Raw genomic sequence first — 18065 nt, 5'->3', positions numbered from 1 at the left:
GCGTCGCCCTGCCTCTCGTGCCGGTTACGCGCGGAGGACTTCGAACGCTTCCCAGCATGGCGAAGCGCGTGGTTCCACGCCTCCGCCTGGCCTGCCAGAAATGCACGAGCCCGGTCACCCTGCGAGTACTAGAGTGGAAATACGGATATTTCATACAGGGTGGTTCATAATCGGGTGGCCGACACCGCTCGTCGCGCCCTTTGAAGGCTCGGGAGTGATCCCATGGCCAGGAGCCGGCCGCACAACCTGCACCGCCGTTCCGACCCAGCGGGCAGCATGTCCCAGGACAGCCCCCGGCCGGCCCCCGCAGCCGCGCGCGGAGAGCCCCACCTCCCGGCTCAGCCCCCCGCCGACCATGCCCTCCACGAACTCACGCTGCTGTCCTGCACCCTGTTCGACACCCCGGACGAGCACGAGATTCTGCGCCTGTCCATGGACCACATAGCCGCCATCGGGACGTACAGCGCCGAGGCCGGCTACCTCGAAGCGGACGGTGAGCTCGTCCCCAGCCCGAGGAACCGGAAGATGCACGCCTTGGCCGTGGGCCGGAGGCTGCGGGAGCTGGCTGGGCGAGACGGGTCTGTGACCGTGCCCGGCAGGACCGGGGGCCAGGCCCTGGGACTGCGCGGACTTGAGGGACTCCACGGCTACCTCGTAGTGACGTCCCGCTCCCGGCCCACCGAAGCCCAGCGGTCCCTGCTCGCCACACTCGTCCGGCACACCGCTGCTGCCCTGTCAGTCGCGGTCGCACACCGCCGCCGCCGTGAGGAGGCCCTGGAGCTGGACCGGCTGAGGGAGAAAGGCGCGGCCCTCCAGCGGCAGTTGATCACCGTCGTGGCTGAGCTGGCGTACGTGCGGACCGTTCACGCCCGCATGGCCGACGTCACCGCCTCGGGCGATGCCGAGGAGGCCGTCACCCACGCCCTGCACGGGCTGACTGGACTCCCCGCTCTGGTCGAGGACCGCTTCGGCCGGCTGAGATCCTGGGCCGGCCCCAGCCGACCCGACCCCTATCCGGAACCGGACCCCGTGCGCCAGGACGAACTGCTGAACGCCGTTGGCCGGAAGGCCGGGCCGGCGCGGATCAAGGACCGACTCGTCACTCTGGTCCGCCCGCACGGCGAGATCCTGGGCACGCTGGCTCTGGTCGACCCCCACGGCGAGGCAGACGAGCACACCGTACTCGCGCTGGAACAGGCCGCCACGTCGCTCGCCCCGGAGCTGGCACACTTGCGCAGCCTGGCCGAAGTGGAACTGAGGCTGCACCGCGAACTGGCCGACGACCTCCTGGCAGGAACGGACGAGACCAGCGCCTACGCCCGGTCTGAGGCCGTCGGACACGACCTGCACCGCAACCACTACATCGTCGTGGTGCAGTGGTCGGACCGGACGGACGATTCCTTCGCGCAGACCGTGGGCCGAGCGGCCTCTGCCGTGGGCATGCGCTCACTGCTGACCCGACGTGGCGAGAACGTGGTCCTGCTCGCTGATGAGAGGCCGCACGCCCGAGCGCTGTACGACGCGCTCACCCTGGAGACGGGAACACCGTCCGGAACCATCGGCGTGAGCGCCCGGTGCGATTCCCCCGATGACATCCCCCAGCGCTATCAGGAGGCGCAGCGCGCCCTGGAAGTGCGCCGCCACTCCCGCAAGCGATACGGCACGACGTTCTTCGACGAACTCGGCCTCTACCGCATCCTGGGGCCTGGCAACGATTACCGGGAACTGGAGGCGTTCGTCCGCGAGTGGCTCGGGCGACTCATCGACTACGACGCCCGACACAACTCCGCCATGACGGAGACCCTGGCCCGGTACTTCGACTGCGGCGGCAACTACGACGAGACCGCCACATCCCTCGCCATCCACCGCAGCACGCTGCGCTACAGACTTCAGCGCATCCGCGACATCAGCGGCAACGACCTCGCGAACGTCGAGGACCGGCTCAACCTCCAGGTGGCGACCCGAGTGTGGAAGATCGTGCTGGGCGGATCCGGCTGAGGGCTTGTGTAAGAGCTGGGCAAGCGCAGCACCCGCCCTGGAGAACGAAGGCCCAGCTCCCTCGACCGCGATGCGTGCGACCGGGCGTCGGATGCAGGCGGGCCGCGCGCTTCCGCCCCCGCCGGTCTCGTGACTGCGCAGCAGCGTGTTCGCCCGCTGCCCACGACGCCTGCGCTGTCTGCTGGTTGCGAGAGCGGCAGCAGCGCACGACCCCAGGCTGAGCAATGTTCATAGAACACGTCCAAAAGAGCTGGCACATCGTGGCCGCCGTTTGACCGGGATCCCTCGGCTTCTTCGAAGCATCGGATATCCCCGCAAGCGTCCGGCCCTGTGTGAACTCCGGACGCCGACGTGGCGGTGGCGTCGGCCCGCCTCAGCGGTGAGCCAAGAGAGCCCGGGTCTCAATGTTGATCTGCTGAGCCTCTCCGGTGGGGACGACCACGACGGGAACTCGCGCGCCGGGCTCGCTGATGATTTCGGGACGTTCGGCGACGAGTGGTCGCAGGCCGCCCGTGAGGCCGAACACAGACAGTCCGGCGCACACCTCTTCACGCACCTCAGGCTGGTCCTCGCCGATCTCGCCGGTGAAAACGAGAGCGTCCAGGCGGCTCAAGGATGCGGCCATGCCGGCGATGCCGCGGCGGCACTGGTGGGTGAAGACGTCAAGGGCGAGTGCGGCGCGCTCGTCGCCGGCCGCCCGGCTGCGGACCAGGTCGCGCGTATCGTCCGAAGTGCCGGAGAGGGCGAGGAGACCGGACCTGTGGTTCAGAGCGTCCTCGATCTCGTTCGCAGACACATTCTTCCGTGTGATCAGCCAGGTCAAGGCGCCAGGGTCGACGCTGCCGCTGCGGCGACTCATCACCAGACCCTCCAAGGGCGTAAAGCCCATAGTCGTGTCGACGCTGCGCCCATCACGCACCGCGCAGGCGGAGCAGCCACCGCCAAGGTGCACGATCACCAGGTGCAGCTGCTCGGGACGGCGGCCGAGGAGTTCAGCGGTGCGGGCCAGCGCCCAGGCGTAGGACAGACCGTGAAAGCCGTAGCGGCGCAGACCGTACTCATCGCGCCAACTGGAAGGTACCGCGTACTCCCTTGCCGCAACTGGCAAGCCGGCGTGGAAGACGGTATCGAAGCAGGCGACGTGGGGAACTCCCGGCAGTAGGTCCCGAGCCGCATCCAGAACGGTCAATGCTTGCGGGACGTGCAACGGCGCGAGGTCTGCCACCCGGTCCAGGCGGGCACGCACATCGTCGTCAAGCAGTGTGTGGCTGCGCAGCTCCGATCCGCCGTGGACGATGCGGTGACCCACAGCTGCAGGAGCCGGCCCTTCCTTCAGTAACTGCCGCAGCGATCCGGTTGCCCCCTCGTCAGGCGGAGAGTCACTGTGGTGTTCGTTAAGGACTTGACCACCGTCCCCGAAGACCGTCAGACGCAGGCTCGATGACCCCGCGTCAGTCACCAGTATCGGGCTGGTTCGTGTGCGCACACACCGATCCTCTCCCTCGTTCCGCAAACATCCCTCGAAAGAGTTTCATGACTTTCGTAGCGGGCTTCCACGACCCGGCACTGAGTACCCGATCCGATCGCACTGGAAACAGGACGGTGCGCCAAGCGAGCCCGGCAGACCAGCAATCGGCGTACCGATCAACAGGGCGCTCGGACCCACTGGCGACTTCCAATCGCCGCTACGGCCGACGTAGGGCAACGGAACAGGAGGGCAGCCCCCCTGGCCACACCTTCGTCCATGAAGGCCCACGCCGCGGTGTGCACGGCCACTGATCCATGTAGCCGAAGGACCCAACTGATCGCCCAGGCCACCACCTGCATGATCCTTTAGATCGCCCGGCCGGAGACCGGGCGGCGGAACTGCTGGCGTCGCTGACGCCGCCGGTTTCTCACCGGACCAGACGGGCAGGGCGTCACCGGTGAGTGGCTGGATCGACGGGCGGTTGTAGCTGGGTTGGCAGGGTCCGCCGCGAGTACGAAAACCGCGTCAGCGCCCTCGGAGAGTGACCTGCCCGCGCCCTACGCCCGCCTTCAGTAGCGCGACCGCAACCCGTGTAGTTACTCAGCGTTACTCGCCACTTGGATGCAGCTGTACGAGAACTGGGCCTACATCCGCGTCATCCCGGGGCCCCGGAAGGTGAGACACCAACTCGCTGAGACATACGCGCAGGTCACATAACGCCGTCGAGCGCCGGGTCGCGGCACCGCCGGTCCGCTTCTGACCAGATACTTGGGATGACGTCACGATGTCTCTCCTTGCAGCGTGGCCGGCGGTGAGCGTCTCGGCCCGCCGAGTGGCCGCTTGGTGTGTGATCAACGGCGTGCGAGTTGTCGCTCCCCGCGGGTACCCGGCTCATAGGTCAGGCCGTAGTGCTGGAAGACCGCCGCCTCCTGCTCGGCCGGCAGGACGTCGTCCGTGCCGATCGAAGGGGCCTTGCGCACCAGTGACTTGGCGTAGCGGATTTTGAGATAGCCCGGTGCGCACGGTGGCCATGGCCGGCTCGTCGGTGGTGGTGTCGACGTATACCGCTTCGAGTAAGCCGATCTTGTGGCCTTCGACGTCCAGGACGTCCCGGTCGCGCCTCTCGCGGACATCGGCTGACTGGATCATGGGCTTGCCTGCTCTGGGCGGTTGATTGGTGGCTGGCGCGGGATGTCACCGCCGGTCCTCCCCGTGAAGTCGTCGCAGTGCACGGTGCAGCTCCTTGTGCAGTGGTGCGGGGAACGCTGCGCCGTCGGCGGTGGCGACCAGGGCGGCGGCCACCTCGCGGAGATTCACGTTGCTGCGCTGCGATACGTCCGCCAGCAGACTTCTGGTCGTCCCGTTCGGACACGGAGCCGGGACCATCACCATGCCGATCGCCTGATCGGTCACCACCCGGCCGGCCAGCGCCCGCTGTAACTGATCGTTGGCTGCGCGCAGTTCCACGACGACCGGCTCCAGGGCCGCGTCACCCCAGGCCACCTCTTCTGCCCGGCCTCTGACTGCCTGGCCCATGAAGCCCGCCTCACCCCAACACGCTCGGGAATCGGATGCCCGAGTCGGCTACCGGTGGTGCTGTTCGTCCCGGCGGTCCTGGCGGTTCCAGCGCCCTCGGCGCTGGCGTCGGTAGCGGCGATCCCAGCGGTCCTGGCGATCCCGGTAGTCCCGATAGTCGCGGTACTCGGAATTGCCGCCCTGATCCCGGCTCCCCCGGCCACCCCGGCCGTAGTGGACAGCTCCGAAAATCAGCACGGCTGCGGCCGCCCACCACATGGGATTCAAGAATCCGAAACCGAGCAGAGCCACGGCAAGGATGACGAACAAGACGATCACGGCGGGCCTCCCGGGCGGAAAAGATCATCACTGCCGGGGTCCGGGGCCTTGCTTCGCAGCGTAGCCCTGTCAAGAGGTCGGGGATACCTTTCGACGGCACCACATATCGCCGTGCGCACAGGGCTACTTGACAGCTTGTCAGGAAATGAGGCGGCGATTAGCGTGCACGGTGCCGCCCCGGCCCCCGGCAGCATCGACTGGTTGCCGTGCCCCTCAGAGGCGCGGCTCGCGCACCGCAGGCGGCACCGCCGCAACACCACGTGGCCGCCTTCGCCCTCGCCGCGTCCCCACAGCGACCACGGCAACGGCTCGGTGCGCTTCACGCGGACATCCCAAGCCATGTCCGCCTCGCCGCACACGCCCTCAAGCAGGCGGTATCCATGTACGCGCTGGTCGCTCTCGTCCCCTTCATCCTGCTCGCCACCGTGATGGGACTGTCCTGGTGGGAGGACCGCATCCTGCCCCCGGCCGACCCCGCCCACGCTCCCCTCACATCGCCGATGACCTCAACAGCCCCGCATCCCGCACCCAACCCCACCCCGCTCAACGGCCGTTGACAGGAGTCATGAGCAGGCGTTGACTGACGGCACGGCATAGGGCTGTGCCACTCCGGACCGTTCGGTCGAGGCATTCCACCTTCCCGCTTCGCCCGGACCCCGCGGATACCAAGAACCTCTCCGCGCGATCTGGAGGCCCGGCGATGTTGTTCTGGATTCTTCTCCTTCTGCTGATCCTGGTGATCTTCGGGTTCGGCTTCACCATGCAGGTCCTTTGGTACGTCGCAGCGGTACTGCTGGCGGTCTGGCTCATCGCATTCGTCATGCGCGGCCGCAGCGGCCGCGGCGGCGGTAGTCGCAGCCGCGGCGGTGGCCGGGGACGGTTCAGCCGCAGCCGCGGATAGCCCGGCACTCCACCATCAAGGTCAAACAGAGGACAGCCATGAGTACAGGAAACACGTTCCGGAACAAAGTGCAGGCGCTCAAGGGCCGGGTCACTCAGCGCGTCGGCCGCGGCACCCGCAACAAGCGACTTGAGCGCGAAGGCAGGACCGACCGGATGTCGGGAAACCTGAAGCAGTCCGGCGACAAGGCCAAGAACGCCTTCCGACGCTGACCACAAACGCCCCGGGTGGTACTCACGCCACGTGGACGCCACCCGGCCGGCACCAACAGGGAGCAACTCAATAGAGGTTGAGGCAGATGAAGCAGAGCACCGAACAGAGCATGAGGCGGAGAAGGCAGCCATGTTCATCATCGTGATCATCGCTGTGGTGGTCATCGCAGCGACCGCCTTCTTCTTCATCAAGCAGACACGCACTCCCGGCGGTGGCAAGCGCGGCCTGCAGAGCCGCTTCGGACCCGAGTACCAGCGCGCGATCACTGACCACGACGGCGACGTAAAAGCCGCCGAACGGGATCTCGGCGAGCGTGTGAAGCGGCACGGTTCACTCCAGGAGATGCCGCTGTCGCCCGAGGAACGCGAGTACTACCTGGCTCAATGGGCCGACGTTCAGGATCAGTTCGTCGCATCGCCGCAGAAGGCGGTCACCGAGGCCGACATGCTGCTCGCGCGGCTGGCCAGGGACCGGGGATACCCCGATGGGGAGCAGTTCGAGGAGCGGATCGCCGCCCTCTCCGTCCACCACGCCCATTGCGTGCAGGGCTATCGCCGCATGCATACCGCGGCCCGTGGTCACAGCGGCACCGAGGAAATGCGAGAGGCCATGGTCGAGGCCCGCAGCCTCTTCGAGGCACTGGCCACCGCACAACCCACCCACAACGACCGGCACCATACGCAGTCCGTCAACGACCATGGCCGCCCGTCGCGGACACCCGGCAGGCGGCATGCCAAGGAAAGCGGCACATCATGAGGTACGACGAAGAACGCGCCCAGCAACCCTCAACCACGATCCCGGAATCCGCGAAGCAGCGCGCCCCACAGGCATCTCCGGCCGAACCGACCCGCCCCCCGCACCAGTCCGGCATCCATGCTGCCCAATCCGGTCAGACCCCGACGGCGATGCTGATCCCGCAAGGTGACCGGGACAAGATGACCATGCGCCTCCAGCAGGCCCTCAGTACCTTCGTCGAGAACCCGCACCAGGCGGTCCAAGAGGCCGACAGTGTCTTCGAGGAAGCCGCCACCCACCTGACCAACGTACTCACCGAACGACGCCACACCCTGCGCGCAAGCTGGCAGGACCAGGACACCGAAGCACAGACCGAGGAACTACGCCTCGCCCTGCGCCAGTACCAAGAGACCACGGAGCGGCTGCTGCGCATCTGAACCAGGACGGGCTGGTGGCACACAACCTTTTCGTACAGGCGCTGCGCAGCCTGCGCGTGTCAAGGCCCTTCGCCCACCGGCCTCACGGTCCAGCAGGTACCGCAGGGGGTTCCTGCTTGACCGGCGGCCGCGATGAGGAACTGCGGAGACCCGCACCTGGACGGCGATGTGGTGAACGCTCCGGCCGGACCGGAGGCTGAGGTGTGGGACACCGTTCCGGGGTCGGCGGGAGGTGCGGGTGCCTGGGCATCGAGCTTGGGGGCGGTCGGCTCCGGACCGACAGACCGGCGGGTGGAGCCCACAGCCACAGCACGTGAGCAGCTCGTGGAGCTGTATCTGGACAAGTACGAACGGTGGACCGAGAAGCCCTTCTTCAGGTCGCCGCACCTGTCCGAGAGACAGGGCGACGCCATGTTTCGGCTCAAGTGGGCAAAGGGGAACGTGTTCGCCACGGCGCCCTTGTGGAACGACGTCGTTTCCCAATGGGGTAAGCCGGGCAGGTGGCGGACGGCTGCCGCTCGTGAAGTTGCTCGCCAGGCGTTCAGCGAACGGCGGAGGCTTCGGCCCGGCCCATGGTCAACCGCCTCGCCTGCTCCACCGCGGCCGCCAGCCGGGCCTCCGGCAGCAAGACTGTGAGCGCCCGTCCTCCTCGTTAGCACCCCAGCACCGCCGCTCAAGCAGCTGGCCGGCCGGCGAATATAATCTGTCGCATGTCGAAGCCTGACGAGCTGCTCGTTAACGTCGCCGCCCTGGTGGAATCCGGGCAGAGCAACCAGATGTCCCTAACCGTGGTCACCGGTGGTGCTGTCATCACCGGCCGTCTAGCTCCCGAAGCAGTGTGGCGGCAGAGGGTGGCGGAGGTGCTGACGGACTCGGACCGCTTGGCAGAGTTCTCCGCCGTCTTCGACACCCCGGCGAAGAAGGACGGGCCGCCTACGTATCTGCACTTCCATGTCGCCCGGATCCTGCAGGGGACCGTGGGAATCCCCGAGACGGGCGGGATGTACCGCGTGGCAATCGAAGACATCAGCACCTGGACCGTGGGCGACTTCAGCTATTCCGACCACTGAACAGCCACTCAGCAAGAACCCTCCGCACGCAGTGTGGGCCCGACCGGCGCGTGCCGGTCGGGCCCACACTGCTGTCCAGGTACCGGACCCTCGCCACGGTTCAGGAAGCCCTCAACCACGAACACCGAACCTGCCATTGGCGCTCACCAAGCGGCGAGTCCCAATCGACGCGGGCATCAGGCATTGCTCGGCTATGTCGTGCCACCCTGAGATCTCGCATCCCATCTTGGTGAGGTGTTCTTGCCAGGCGGACCAGGGTTCCGCGCCGACCCTGAGTCATCCGCCTGACGATTGGTCAGAGCCTGGAGTATGAGCGCGCCCACGCACAACAGCGCGCTCAGTCCCCAGATCGTCAGATAGGCGGAGAGCACCGGGACGTCCGTATCCCCGACGACTAGGGAGCCGAGGACGACCGCCGAGCCCGCGCCCGCGACGCTGCCGCCCAGGGTCTTGAGGTTGTTGTAGACGGCGGTCGCGCTCGCCGTGCGGTCCGCGGTGCTGCGCTCCACGATCAGTGTGGGCAGGCCGCCCATGGCCAGGCCCATGCCGAAGCCGGCGACGGCGGAGGCCAGGGCGAACAGCGGCAGTGCGGTGTGGGCGGCGATCAGCCCCGCGCTGCCGCCCGCCATCAGCGTGAAGGCGAGCAGCAGGACGCGCCGGTAGCCGCAGTGGGCCGCCACCCGGGCCACAAGGCTCGCCCCGGCGAAGGCCAGGACGTGGGGTACCGCGCCCCATGCGCTGATCTCCCAGGTCGTGAGCCCGAAGCCGTACCCCTCGTCGGCCGGTGAGGCGGCAAGGTACGAGATGGCGACTGCCTGCCCGCCCAGCATCACGGCGCCGAAGATGAAACCGGAGATGTAGTACGGCGCGGACTGGGGGTGGGCCACCGCGCGGACGTCGACCAGGGCGTGCGGCCTGTCCCGTTCGAGCCGGACCCACCAGGCGAGGAGGGCCAGGGAGATGGCGAGGCCGCCCAGGGTGAGCGGCGAGGTCCAGCCCCACGCCTGGCCGCGTGCCGTCGCGCCGAGGAACAGCAGCAGCGCCAGACCGAGCAGCAGCGCCCCGGTCCAGTCCATCCGGCCGGGCGCGCGTGTGCGGGACTCGGGGATCGCGCAGTACGAGAGGGCCAGACAGGCGCACGCGATCGCGGCGAGGACGCAGAGCGTCGCCTGGACACCACCGGTGAGTTCGAGCAGAGGGCCCGCCAGACCGTGGCCGAGGAGCGAGCCGAGGGTGAGCGCGCCGACGAGAAACCCTACGGCCCGCCGCGCGCCCTCGAGGTCGAGCCGGTCCCGTACGAGACCGATCTCCAGTGGCAGCAGTGCCGCCAGCGGCCCCATCAGGGCACGGCCCACAAGGAGCACCGTCAGATTCGGTGCGAGGACCACCAGAACAGTGCCCACCGCGACGCAGGCCAGGGCGACCCGGATCAGCCGACGGTGCCCGTACAGATCGCCGAGCCGCCCGAACACCGGTACTCCCACCGCGGCGGCCAGGAATTGGACCGCCATGTACCACTGCGCCTGCGACGCGCTGATGGACTGCCAGTCCTGGACGGCCGGCACCAGCGCCGGGCCCGACCCCTGGAGGAAGCCGCTGACCAGCTCGAAGACGACCAGCAGACCGACAACGGCGGTGACCCGGGGCACCGCCACCTCCTCCGTCCCGTGCGGCGCCCTCACGCGGACGTCCCCGCGGCGAGCCGCCGCTCCGCGAGTTCGGCGAGCAGCGCCGCCTGGCGGTGGAGCACCCGGTCGTCGAACTCGGCCCGCGGCGAGTGATTCTGCGGCGCCTTCTCCACGTCCACGCCTTCGGGCGCCGCGCCGACCAGCAGCATCGCGCCGGGCACCTTGTTCAGGACCAGAGAGAAGTCCTCCGAACCGCTGGCGGGCTGCGGGGCGTGCCACACCTCGCCCGCGCCGAACAGGTCGCGTGCCGTCTCCAGGGCAAACTCCGTGGCGGCCGGCTCGTTGACCGTGACCGGGTAGAGCATCTCGTACTCCACCTCTGCCTCCAGGCCGTGCGCGGCCGCGATCCCGCGCACAAGGCGTGGCAGCCCCTGGGCCAGCCGTTCGTGGTTCGCCTCCGAGTAGCTGCGTACGGTCGCCTGGAACTCGGCCGTGTCGGGGATGACGTTCTGTTGCGTACCGGCGTGCAGCCGTCCGACGGTCACCACCACCGGGTCGAAGATGTCGAAGGTGCGCGTCACCCAGTTCTGCAGCGCGGTCACCATCTCGCAGACCGCGGGCACCGGGTCCTTGGCGTGGTGCGGAGCCGAACCGTGCCCGCCCTCGCCCCGCACCGTCACCCGCAGGACGTCGGACGCCGTCATGACGGTGCCGGGCCGGGACGCGACCCAGCCGCCCGGCAGCCGGTTGGCCGACACATGGAGAGCGAAGGCCGCGTCGAGCGGCTTATCCGCCGTGTCCAGGACACCCTCGGCTATCATCGCGCCCGCGCCGTTGTGCCCCTCCTCGCCCGGTTGGAACATGAACACCACGTCGCCCTGGAGGCTCTCTTGGCGGTCCGCGAGCAGCGTCGCCGCGCCGACGAGTCCGGCGGTGTGCAGGTCGTGCCCGCAGCCGTGCATCCGACCCGGCATCTCGGAGGCGTACTCCACCCCGGTGAGTTCGTCCACCGGCAGTGCGTCCATGTCGCCCCGCAGCAGGACCGCCCCACCGGGGCGGCCACCGCGCAGGACGGCCGTGACGGAGGACAGCTCCCGTCCGAGCGTGATATCGAGCGGGAGACCGTCGAGCGCGGCAAGGACCTTCTCCTGCGTACGCGGCAGCCGCAAGCCGAGCTCCGGCTCGCGATGCAGGGAGCGGCGCAGCCGCACGAGATCGGGCTGGAGTTCCCTGGCGCGTTCCAGTACGGACATGCTGCGTCAACCTCCTGATACGGTTCCGGCCTTCGGTGGGGCAAGACTGAAGTCCTGACCCTTCCATCGACCCCGAATCGCAGGAAACGCGCAAGGGACTTCGAATGACGCAGCATTCCGCGCACGGTCCGCTACGGACACTCGACGACGTCGACCAGGCCCTGGTGCACGCACTGCAGATCGCCCCACGGGCCGGGTGGAACGAGATCGGCGCCGTACTCGGCCTCGACGCCGTCACCGTGGCCCGCCGCTGGCACCGGCTCACCGAAGCCGGTGCCGCCTGGATCAGCTGCTCCCCGTCACCCGCCCTCGCCTCGGCGGGACAGGGACTGCTCGCCTTCGTCGAGGTGGACTGTGCCAGCGGCAGCCTGCTGACCGTGGCCCAGGCCCTCACCCAGCTGCCCCACGTCTCGACCGTCGAACACGTCAGCGGAGACCGCGACCTGCTGCTCACCGTGATGACCCCGGACCTCGCGGCGCTCACCCACTGGATGACCCGCGGCATCGGCGCCATGCCGGGCATCGTCGCCACCCGTACCCACCTCGCGAGCACCGTCTACGCGGAGGGCAGCCGCTGGCGGCTGCGCGTCCTGGACCGCACCCAGATCGCCCGCCTCGCCGACGCCGGCGCCGCCCGCGCCGAGGCCCCCGTCTTCCCGCTCACCGACCTGGACCACGCCCTCGTCGCCGCCTTGTCCATGAACGGCCGCGCCACCTACCGCGCACTCGCCGACGCCTGCGGGGCGAGCCCGGACACGGTCCGCCGACGACTCGGCCGGCTGTTCGCCGCCGGCATGCTCCAGACCCGCTGCGAGGTCGCACGCCCCTTGTCCGAGTGGCCGATCACGGTGATCCAATGGGGGCGGGCGGCCGCAGGAGAGCTGGAGCGCGTCTTCCGTGGTGTCACCGGCGCCCGTGAGGTGCGGCTGTGCGCCGGCGTCACCGGCCGGAACAACGTCCTCGTCGTCGCCTGGGTGAAGTCCCTCGCCGACGTGCAGCGCTTCGAGGTACGACTCGCCCAGCGCGTACCCGGCCTGGAGATCGCCGACCGGGCCGTGGCGCTGTGGCCGCTGAAGCTCAGCGGCCATCTGCTCGACGAACAGGGATACCGCACCGGCGGAGTCCCCCTGGACGTGCGCACGGCCGGATCGAGCCCCCGGCCACCGGAGCGTGGGGAGGACGGTTGAGGGGCGGGGCATGCAGCCCCAGCCAACGCGACGTATCAGTTCCAAAAGAGCTCGCCCTGTCCAGGTTTCTCGGCGTAGGGGAACACCCGGGTCTTCTTGGTGATACGGCGTGGGTCTGGGGTGACGGCCTTGCCATCCCGCAAGCGATGCGGTGCACGGCAGCGTTCGCCTTCCGTTCGCCGCCGTGGATGAGCCGGCGCGAGCTGTGCAACGGTTTCACCTGAAGTCACCGCACCTCGTATGTCATCGGGCCCTTTGCAGCAACCCATCGCAGACTCCCGATGTACGGAGCGTCGGTGGGGATACCCCTGAGCGGGTTCGCCCCCGCGATCGTGGTGTAACCCTTGCTCCGCAGCTCCCGGATGACGCCGTTCCAGCAAGACGAAGCGGCGTAGCCGCCGTGGACCAGCACGATGGTCGGCTTGGCACCCTGCGCGGGGCGGCTGCCGGTCGCGGCCGTGGCGCCGCTCGGGGTGAGGATCGCGGCCGACGCCGCGGCGGCCGCGCCGGTGGCGATGGCTCTGCGGCGGGTGAACGTAGGGCGGACGGACATGCGGATACTCCTGAGGTGGTGGACAGAGCAGGCGGGTACGAAGCGTCTGGTCCGGGCGGAAATGCCGCCCGGACCAAACGCGGGCGCGCAACTGCTAGGACCGGCCCTCCGAGCTCTCGGCGGCTTGTGAGATGACCGCGGCCACGACGGCCGGGCGGGAGACGTAGACGGCGTGGCTGCCCGGGGTTTCGGTGACGATCGCGCCGGCCCGTTCGGACATGCCCCGCTGCGCCGCTGGAGGGATCATGCGGTCGTCGGTGGCGACCAGGTACCAGGACGGCTTGGACTGCCAGGCCGGTTCGGAGACCGCTCCACCGAGCGCCTCGACGCCCCACGGGACCTGGGAGTCGGCCATGAACGCGGCCTGCTTCTCGGGTACGTCGGCGGCGAACGATGCCGCGAACTTGTCCCGGTCCAGGAGCAGGAATCCGTTCTGGGACGGCAGGATCGGCGGGACGGCTGCGCCGGGTGGCGGGTCGGCGATCAGCGTGCTGACCGACTCGCCCTTGTCCGGGGCGAACGCGGCGATGTAGGCGAGGGCGGCGACGTTCGGGTGGTTGCCGGCCTCGGTGATGACGGCGCCCCCGTAGGAGTGGCCGACCAGGACGGCTGGGCCGTCGAGGGTGTCGAGGACGTGCTGGGTGGCGGCGACGTCGCCGGCCAGGGACTCGGTCGGGTTCTGTACGACGGACACCCGGTAGCCGTCGGCGGTGAGGTGGTCGTAGACGCCCTGCCAGCCGGATCCGTCCACGAAGCCGCCGTGGACGAGCACGATGTTCCTGAGGGTTGCCATGGCCCGTGTCCCTTCTGACCGGACAGGCCCGGTGCCTGTCCGAGGGCTCCCATACAAGTCGTGTGCGCACCGGGTGAACACGCAGAGCAGCACGCAGAGTTGCGCACTGCCCGGCTTCCGCACCTCAGTCGCCGACCGTGGCCAGGGCGTGGCAGCGGTCGCGGGCTTCGGAGTCACCTGCCGCCGCGTACACCTGCGCCGCCCGCGCGTAGGTGTGCCGGCCCTGGTCGGTGCGGCCGTCTTCTGCGTGCAGGGCGGCCACGTCTTCCAGGGCCTGGGCCAGCCAGAAGTTCGAAACATGGAGGTCGTCCAGGAGGCCGATCGCCGCGTTGAGGGTGGAGAGGGCTTCGGGCCGTCGGCCCAGCAGGGCCAGTACCTGGCCTATGCGGATGATCACCACCGGGCGGCCGAGGGCGGCGATGTGGGGAGTCATGCCGGATTTCTCGTCCTCGACCAGGGAGCGCGCGAGAAGGTACTGCTCCAGGGCTTCGCCGTAACGGTCCTGGTCACGCAGGCAGTTGCCGATCCCGACGAGGCCCTGGGCGTGGGAGTCGATGTCGCCGAGCGCTTTGAAGGTCTCCGCCGCGCGTGAGGCTGCGTCGAGGGCCTCGTCGTGACGGCCGAGTGTGCTGAGGGCCTTCTGGCTGTAATGGTGTGACCAAGCGATTTGCATCTTCGCCCCGCTGTGTGTGGCCAGTTCCAGCGCCTGCGCGGTGTATCGCAGCACGGTGTGCGGGTCGCTGGGCGGTACGGACTGCACCCACGCCAGGTAGTTGAGTTGAGTTGCCTGTGCCGGGAGGTCGTCGAGGGCGGCTGCGGCTTGTGCTCCCAGAGTGAAGACTTCGCCCCAGTGCGGACCGTGTAGCCAGTGGTCGGAGAACCAGTGCATGGACTCCGCGCAGTCCAGGACGAGCGTGTGCCGTCCGTCGTCGGCCGCGGTGCGCATCGCGGCCATCCAGTTGCCCACGTTGGCGCGTAACCATTGCTCGGCCTCGTCTGCCGTGGCCAGGGCGGCGAGGTCTGCGGGCCTGTCGGGGCGTCCGTAGCCTGGTTCGAACCATCGCCCGGCCGTGGTGGCAGTTTGTAACAGCCACGAGGTCATCGTCGGGGTGATGGTCTCCCGGCCGGGCGAGGGTTCGTCGTGGCGGAAACGGTCGCGGGCGAACAGGCGGACCAGGTCGTGGAAGCGGTAGCGGCCCGCGGTGCCATCGTGCAACAGTCCGAGGTCGACGAGGTCGTCCAGCGCCTGCCAGGCGTCCTCGATCGGCATCCCCCCGGCCACCGCCGCCAGCGCTGCGTCGAAGTCCCGGCCCGGGATCACCGCCAGGCGCCGGAACAACCGCCGGGCACGCTCCGCGAGTTGCTCATACGACATGCCGAACGCGTTGGCGATCTTGAGGTCGCCGGCCGTGAACTGGTCGAGGCGGCTCTCCTCCCTGGCCAGCCGCCGGGCGAGTTCGTCCGCGTCCCATGCGGGTCGGCTGGCGAGCCGGTTTCCGATGATGCGCAGGGCCAGCGGCAGGCCGCCGCACAGATCGGCGATCCGGGACAGGGCCGCTTCGTCGTCGGACGCGGCACGCTCCCCCAGGATTCCGGTGAGCAGTTGCATGGACTGGGACAGCGGGAGAGGGCCGAGTACGAGTCGGCGTACGCCCTCCAGTCCGGCCAGCAGCCGCCGAGTGGTGATCAATACTCGGCCGACGCCGCTGCCGGGCAGCAGCGGGCGCACCTGTTCCTCGGACGCGGCGTCGTCGAGGACGACCAGGATCCGATTGTCGCGCAGCAGCGACCGGTACAGGGCGGCCCGTTCGGGCAGGTCGCCGGGGATCTGCTGGTCGGCGACGCCGAACGCGCGCAGCAGCATCCGCAGGGCGTCGCCCGCACCGATCGGGTGCGGGGACATGCCGAAGAGGTTGACGAAGAACACCCCGCCGGGGAAACTCGGCCGCTCGGCGTGCGCGGCCCGCACCGCGAAGCAGGTCTTGCCCAGGCCCGCCGCACCGGTGATGAGTCCCACCACCCCGACCCCCGGGGTGCTTTCGGCGTAGACCAGCTCACTCAGCCAGATCAGCTCCGTACCGCGGCCGGTGAAGTCATCGACCATCCGCGGCAGTTCACACAGACCGCCCGGACGTGACCAGTGATCCCGCAGCCGACCGCTGCGCGCCAGCTCGACCAGCTGCCGACGGGCCCCCTCGTCCAACGCGAGCGCATCCGCCAACGCCGTCACGGTGCGATGCTGAGGCCCCTTGCTGCGTCCGCGCTCCAAGTCCGACAGCGTCCGGGCGCTCACCCCGGACATCCCGGCCAACTGTTCCAACGTCAAACGTCCCGCGCGCCGGTGAGCGCGCAGCGCTTCCCCGAAACCAGGCTGTCCGGTCAACAGTCCCACCCCTCCCCTCCCAGCAGACAACGAACTGACCGCGCCGCACGCCTCCTCGCCCGCTCTGGCCACCCCGGCTGTGTACGTAATATGCCGCCCGCACACCGGCAGGGACATACCTGAGGCCGTCGTTGCCCCGCCGTGGGGTCAAGTACGCCCGTCCCCGAGCTCGCGGTATGTATGCGCAGGCACCGTCGGACAATCGTCACTACGACGAGAGCGCCGAGCAGCGGCTCGGCCAGATATCCACCGCCCATGACGCCTCGCGGCCGATCCGGATCAAACGGCCCTGTACGCGGCGCAGGTAGGCGGCGAGTTTGCGGAGTGACTAGCGGGTAAAGGGCTGCCCGAACTTGGTCGGGCGGATGGTGGCCCTCTGGACGACGACTGCGCGATCACCGGCGCCCTGCCGTACTGGGTGACTTTCCATCACATGGGGAGCGAGAACAGGCGCGCTGGCCCTGAGGGCCAGCGGGCGTCGTCGCGCAGGGGCGTCACCATAGTCCGCAGTGGCATGGTCACCAGGCGGCCTTCGGGTTGTTCGACCAGTACGACGTCGTCGAGCGGGTGCCATCCGAGGCGCCTGTAGAGCGACACGAGGGGAGGGCGGCAGAACAGGAGTGCGTGCTGAGGACCCATTGTGCGGGCGTGCTCCAGGGCAGCTGTGACGACGAGCCGAGCCAGGCCGTGGCCTTGCATGCTGGGTGCGACGGCCACCCCGCCGACGCCCACCACCTCTGTGGTGGCGCCACCAATCGCGACAGACAGTCGCAGCAGGCCAGCATGTGCCACGAGCCGGTCCTCGTGTCTGATGCCGAAGTGTTCTTCTTTCGGCAGCCAGGTCAGACCGGTCGAGGCGACACCGAAGGGATCACCACTGTTGCCAAGAATCTCTTCCTGGTTCGCCTTGGTGTATTGAGGGAGCCGCATCACAGTCGGTGTCACGGAGGGTCGGTTCTCAGACATGGCCCCATGATGATCTCTCCGCCGAGCACAGGCCAAGCGATTCTCCACCGACCTTGGGGACCCGACGTCCCTCCTTCTCCAACGATCCGCTCATTGAACTGACCCCGGCGCACCGGTCCGTCAGGACGCGCTTCACCAACAGTGACTACGACAACGGGTGCGACACCTTCGGCGGCGGATTCGACCGGCTGCCTCCATGGCGGTCGGTGGGCAACCTCCTGGCACACCGGCCGGGAGGGCACTTCGACGCCGACGAGGACCTGCAGTACCACTGCTACGACCACCCGCGAGCACTCCACATCCATCGCACCCGACACCGCCGCGGTGAAGGCCTGGCTGGACGGGCGCGAGGAGACCGCGCGCAAGCCAAGTGCCACTCTTCTCGAGATGTCGAGCGTGGACTCGTGGAAGTACCCCAAGCTGACGCCGGTCCGGCTCCGCGTCAGCTGGTCGGACGGCTACTTCTCCGACACCGCCGACTACTTGAGCGAGGCCAGCTTCGGCAAAAGCATGACTGAGAGGGTCAATGGCGCGGGAGAGATGATCTGCCGGCTCTCTGGAGCCCCGGTGCAGACCGCCAAGAACTGGACCTCTCCGCAGAGCTCGAAAGGTCCGCGATGAGTGCG

The 18065-nt window shown here is 68.8% G+C and carries 18 protein-coding genes and 1 pseudogene; 9 read left to right on the top strand and 10 right to left on the bottom strand.

Translation table 11 applies throughout. From position 1 onward, the window contains the following. Nucleotides 1-222 precede the first annotated feature (222 nt). Entirely contained in the window at nt 223-1998 is a 1776-nt protein-coding gene (locus tag AC07AG_RS05420; RefSeq protein ID WP_478752013.1) for a PucR family transcriptional regulator, read from the top strand. Nucleotides 1999-2371: 373 nt separating this feature from the next. Here AC07AG_RS05420 and AC07AG_RS05415 read toward each other — a convergent pair whose 3' ends face one another. The 4 genes and pseudogenes from AC07AG_RS05415 to AC07AG_RS05400 form a co-directional block, all read right to left on the bottom strand. After that, nucleotides 2372-3307, bottom strand: a complete 936-nt coding sequence (locus tag AC07AG_RS05415; protein ID WP_403444557.1) for an acetate/propionate family kinase — start codon at nt 3305-3307, stop codon at nt 2372-2374. 1010 nt (nt 3308-4317) lie between these two features. Then, a pseudogene (locus AC07AG_RS05410) lies at nt 4318-4615 on the bottom strand (PRC-barrel domain containing protein). A 45-nt stretch (nt 4616-4660) separates the two neighbouring features. Then, on the bottom strand, nt 4661-5002 hold the full coding sequence (locus AC07AG_RS05405; RefSeq protein ID WP_478752011.1) for an ANTAR domain-containing protein: 342 nt from the start codon (nt 5000-5002) through the stop codon (nt 4661-4663). Nucleotides 5003-5050: 48 nt separating this feature from the next. After that, entirely contained in the window at nt 5051-5320 is a 270-nt protein-coding gene (locus tag AC07AG_RS05400; RefSeq protein ID WP_478752009.1) for a hypothetical protein, read from the bottom strand. Nucleotides 5321-5526: 206 nt separating this feature from the next. Here AC07AG_RS05400 and AC07AG_RS05395 point away from each other — a divergent pair, with 206 nt between their 5' ends. The 6 genes from AC07AG_RS05395 (at nt 5527) to AC07AG_RS05370 (ending at nt 8676) form a co-directional block, all read left to right on the top strand. Beyond that, nucleotides 5527-5877, top strand: a complete 351-nt coding sequence (locus tag AC07AG_RS05395) for a hypothetical protein (protein ID WP_478752007.1) — start codon at nt 5527-5529, stop codon at nt 5875-5877. Nucleotides 5878-6020: 143 nt separating this feature from the next. Beyond that, the gene (locus AC07AG_RS05390) at nt 6021-6221 is read left to right on the top strand and encodes a hydrophobic protein (RefSeq protein ID WP_478752005.1); all 201 of its coding nucleotides are present in this window, start codon (nt 6021-6023) and stop codon (nt 6219-6221) included. A 38-nt stretch (nt 6222-6259) separates the two neighbouring features. After that, nucleotides 6260-6433 carry a CsbD family protein gene (locus AC07AG_RS05385; protein ID WP_478752003.1) on the top strand — a complete coding sequence of 58 codons (174 nt, stop codon included), beginning with the start codon at nt 6260-6262 and terminating at the stop codon, nt 6431-6433. Nucleotides 6434-6563: 130 nt separating this feature from the next. Further along, nucleotides 6564-7190, top strand: a complete 627-nt coding sequence (locus tag AC07AG_RS05380; protein ID WP_478752001.1) for a hypothetical protein — start codon at nt 6564-6566, stop codon at nt 7188-7190. After that, nucleotides 7187-7606 carry a hypothetical protein gene (locus AC07AG_RS05375; protein ID WP_478751999.1) on the top strand — a complete coding sequence of 140 codons (420 nt, stop codon included), beginning with the start codon at nt 7187-7189 and terminating at the stop codon, nt 7604-7606. Before AC07AG_RS05380 ends, AC07AG_RS05375 begins: the two co-directional genes overlap by 4 nt. 710 nt (nt 7607-8316) lie before the next feature. Then, a complete protein-coding gene (locus tag AC07AG_RS05370) occupies nt 8317-8676 on the top strand; it encodes a hypothetical protein (protein ID WP_478751997.1) in 360 nt (119 codons plus the stop codon). A gap of 191 nt (nt 8677-8867) precedes the next feature. Here AC07AG_RS05370 and AC07AG_RS05365 read toward each other — a convergent pair whose 3' ends face one another. Next, on the bottom strand, nt 8868-10325 hold the full coding sequence (locus AC07AG_RS05365) for an MFS transporter (RefSeq protein ID WP_478751995.1): 1458 nt from the start codon (nt 10323-10325) through the stop codon (nt 8868-8870). 29 nt (nt 10326-10354) lie between these two features. Then, a complete protein-coding gene (locus tag AC07AG_RS05360) occupies nt 10355-11557 on the bottom strand; it encodes a M20 metallopeptidase family protein (protein WP_478751993.1) in 1203 nt (400 codons plus the stop codon). A 104-nt stretch (nt 11558-11661) separates the two neighbouring features. Here AC07AG_RS05360 and AC07AG_RS05355 point away from each other — a divergent pair, with 104 nt between their 5' ends. Then, entirely contained in the window at nt 11662-12744 is a 1083-nt protein-coding gene (locus AC07AG_RS05355; protein WP_478751991.1) for an Lrp/AsnC family transcriptional regulator, read from the top strand. Between the two features lie 226 nt (nt 12745-12970). Here the strand turns inward: AC07AG_RS05355 and AC07AG_RS05350 are convergent, their stop codons facing one another. The 4 genes from AC07AG_RS05350 to AC07AG_RS05335 form a co-directional block, all read right to left on the bottom strand. Next, nucleotides 12971-13297: a hypothetical protein gene (locus tag AC07AG_RS05350; RefSeq protein WP_478751990.1), complete on the bottom strand. Its 327-nt coding sequence runs from the start codon at nt 13295-13297 to the stop codon at nt 12971-12973. 94 nt (nt 13298-13391) lie between these two features. Next, the gene (locus AC07AG_RS05345) at nt 13392-14090 is read right to left on the bottom strand and encodes an alpha/beta fold hydrolase (RefSeq protein ID WP_478751988.1); all 699 of its coding nucleotides are present in this window, start codon (nt 14088-14090) and stop codon (nt 13392-13394) included. A 124-nt stretch (nt 14091-14214) separates the two neighbouring features. After that, nucleotides 14215-16590, bottom strand: a complete 2376-nt coding sequence (locus tag AC07AG_RS05340) for a helix-turn-helix domain-containing protein (protein WP_478751986.1) — start codon at nt 16588-16590, stop codon at nt 14215-14217. 312 nt (nt 16591-16902) lie between these two features. Next, nucleotides 16903-17439, bottom strand: coding sequence for a GNAT family N-acetyltransferase (locus AC07AG_RS05335; protein ID WP_478751985.1), 537 nt, complete (start codon nt 17437-17439; stop codon nt 16903-16905). Nucleotides 17440-17763: 324 nt separating this feature from the next. Between AC07AG_RS05335 and AC07AG_RS05330 the strand changes: the two genes are divergently transcribed. After that, a complete protein-coding gene (locus AC07AG_RS05330) occupies nt 17764-18060 on the top strand; it encodes a hypothetical protein (RefSeq protein ID WP_478751983.1) in 297 nt (98 codons plus the stop codon). Nucleotides 18061-18065: the final 5 nt, after the last annotated feature.

The sequence above is a fragment of the Streptomyces sp. NPDC044044 genome, from assembly GCF_056434405.1.
The sequence above is the reverse complement of the archived record's forward strand: the minus strand, read 5'-3'. Positions and strand labels throughout refer to the sequence as shown.

Excerpts from the sequence above, each read along its gene's own strand:
- AC07AG_RS05420 (WP_478752013.1), top strand. The coding sequence starts at position 223 with ATGGCCAGGAGCCGGCCGCACAACCTGCACCGCCGTTCCGACCCAGCG.
- AC07AG_RS05405 (WP_478752011.1), bottom strand. The coding sequence starts at position 5,002 with ATGGGCCAGGCAGTCAGAGGCCGGGCAGAAGAGGTGGCCTGGGGTGAC.
- AC07AG_RS05390 (WP_478752005.1), top strand. The coding sequence starts at position 6,021 with ATGTTGTTCTGGATTCTTCTCCTTCTGCTGATCCTGGTGATCTTCGGG.
- AC07AG_RS05385 (WP_478752003.1), top strand. The coding sequence starts at position 6,260 with ATGAGTACAGGAAACACGTTCCGGAACAAAGTGCAGGCGCTCAAGGGC.
- AC07AG_RS05380 (WP_478752001.1), top strand. The coding sequence starts at position 6,564 with ATGTTCATCATCGTGATCATCGCTGTGGTGGTCATCGCAGCGACCGCC.
- AC07AG_RS05375 (WP_478751999.1), top strand. The coding sequence starts at position 7,187 with ATGAGGTACGACGAAGAACGCGCCCAGCAACCCTCAACCACGATCCCG.
- AC07AG_RS05370 (WP_478751997.1), top strand. The coding sequence starts at position 8,317 with ATGTCGAAGCCTGACGAGCTGCTCGTTAACGTCGCCGCCCTGGTGGAA.
- AC07AG_RS05360 (WP_478751993.1), bottom strand. The coding sequence starts at position 11,557 with ATGTCCGTACTGGAACGCGCCAGGGAACTCCAGCCCGATCTCGTGCGG.
- AC07AG_RS05355 (WP_478751991.1), top strand. The coding sequence starts at position 11,662 with ATGACGCAGCATTCCGCGCACGGTCCGCTACGGACACTCGACGACGTC.
- AC07AG_RS05350 (WP_478751990.1), bottom strand. The coding sequence starts at position 13,297 with ATGTCCGTCCGCCCTACGTTCACCCGCCGCAGAGCCATCGCCACCGGC.
- AC07AG_RS05345 (WP_478751988.1), bottom strand. The coding sequence starts at position 14,090 with ATGGCAACCCTCAGGAACATCGTGCTCGTCCACGGCGGCTTCGTGGAC.
- AC07AG_RS05340 (WP_478751986.1), bottom strand. The coding sequence starts at position 16,590 with ATGTCCCTGCCGGTGTGCGGGCGGCATATTACGTACACAGCCGGGGTG.
- AC07AG_RS05335 (WP_478751985.1), bottom strand. The coding sequence starts at position 17,439 with ATGTCTGAGAACCGACCCTCCGTGACACCGACTGTGATGCGGCTCCCT.